The organism is Anaerococcus tetradius ATCC 35098 (genome assembly GCF_000159095.1).
In the GTDB taxonomy this organism is placed as follows: Bacteria; Bacillota; Clostridia; order Tissierellales; family Peptoniphilaceae; genus Anaerococcus; species Anaerococcus tetradius.
The window spans coordinates 1-1309 of sequence record NZ_GG666321.1 but is presented as its reverse complement, the minus strand read 5'-3'; the positions used below and the strand labels follow the sequence as shown (position 1 = coordinate 1309).

Below are 1309 nucleotides of genomic sequence, written 5' to 3'. Positions count from 1 at the left end.
TTCTGCTTAAATCTACTATATCATATCTTGGCATTTTATCCCTCCTCATTATAGTGATAAAAATGAACTAAATTTTTATATATTTATTTATTAAACTTTATTTCTTTCTATTTTTTAAATTTCTGTAAGCAAAAGATAACTTTAGCATGTCATTTACTCTATCTTTTTATTGCAATAAAAAATAGTGCAAGATAGGAATTACTTCCTTTCTTACACTATTTATGGTACTAAAAAACGATTAGAATTTTTTACTTTTCAAATCGCTTTAACTGCCTTTATCCTATTGCTTCCAATCCAACATTGCTTTTTCTAACTTTGAAAAATTACAATTTGCTCTTCTTATAATTCCTGTTTTCTTTTGCTTTTGGTATATTTTTTCTACCTTTATCAAGACCTTTGTTTTTACCTTTAAACAAAAAGCATATTCTTTTTGAAATAAGTCTTTATATCTGATATCCTCAAGCTCATTAAATTCAATTCTTTCATAACAATCAGCCGGTACAGGAATCATTTTCTTAATATCCAATATAGATATTATGTGCATTTTTCTTTATCAGAATAATATTTGTAAATATCTCCATCTATAGTAATACTATTATCGATCACTTCATAAATTAAAAAATGCTCATCAGAAACATTCTTCCATTTTTTGTGTTTTTCCTTTGCAGAAGAAATTGGAATAAAAAAATAGAAAGGTTTTAACCTCTCTGTTTGCTTTAATATTTTACCTTTGGGATGTAGGTAGTGATACACCTTCTTTAATGCTCCACCTTTAACGGTAGCGGGACACCATCTTTATCTGATAAGAGTATAACGTATATTTATAGTAATGTCAAATAAGCAAATTTCCTAATGCCTACTCGTTTATCACTTATATTATACCCTATTTCTTTCATAAATCATTCCTTTCTTAATTCCTATAATTATATTCAAGTTTTTATAATCAATTTACTTATAATATTTACATATAGTATTTTTTATTTCTTCTTCAATTTCTTTTAAAAAATTCTCTTTATATTCCTTACCCTTTGCTATATCACTTAATCTCATTTCTCATTTTGCTGTTGTCTTTGGAGATTTAAACTCATCTATAACTATAGTCACTAGGTTTAATCCCTTTCTAGTTGATATTAGATTTTTCTTTTCTCTTTTTATATAACCTTTGTATATCAAATTTTCTATTATTCCCGCTCTTGTAGCAGGAGTACCAAGTCCTTTTCTCTCAACTTCAACATCCTTAACTAATTCATCATTCCCAGCTATTTCCATTGCTTTTAAGAGTGTGTCTTCAGTGAAGTGTTTAGGTGGA

Annotated in this window: 1 protein-coding gene and 1 pseudogene; both read right to left on the bottom strand. The window is 27.0% G+C overall.

Translation table 11 applies throughout. The features are described 5' to 3' along the window. Positions 1-280: 280 nt before the first annotated feature. On the bottom strand, positions 281-511 hold the full coding sequence (locus HMPREF0077_RS11200; RefSeq protein ID WP_248596458.1) for a type III toxin-antitoxin system ToxN/AbiQ family toxin: 231 nt from the start codon (positions 509-511) through the stop codon (positions 281-283). Between the two features lie 437 nt (positions 512-948). Continuing rightward, a pseudogene (locus HMPREF0077_RS09935) lies at positions 949-1309 on the bottom strand (DNA topoisomerase); the annotation flags it as partial.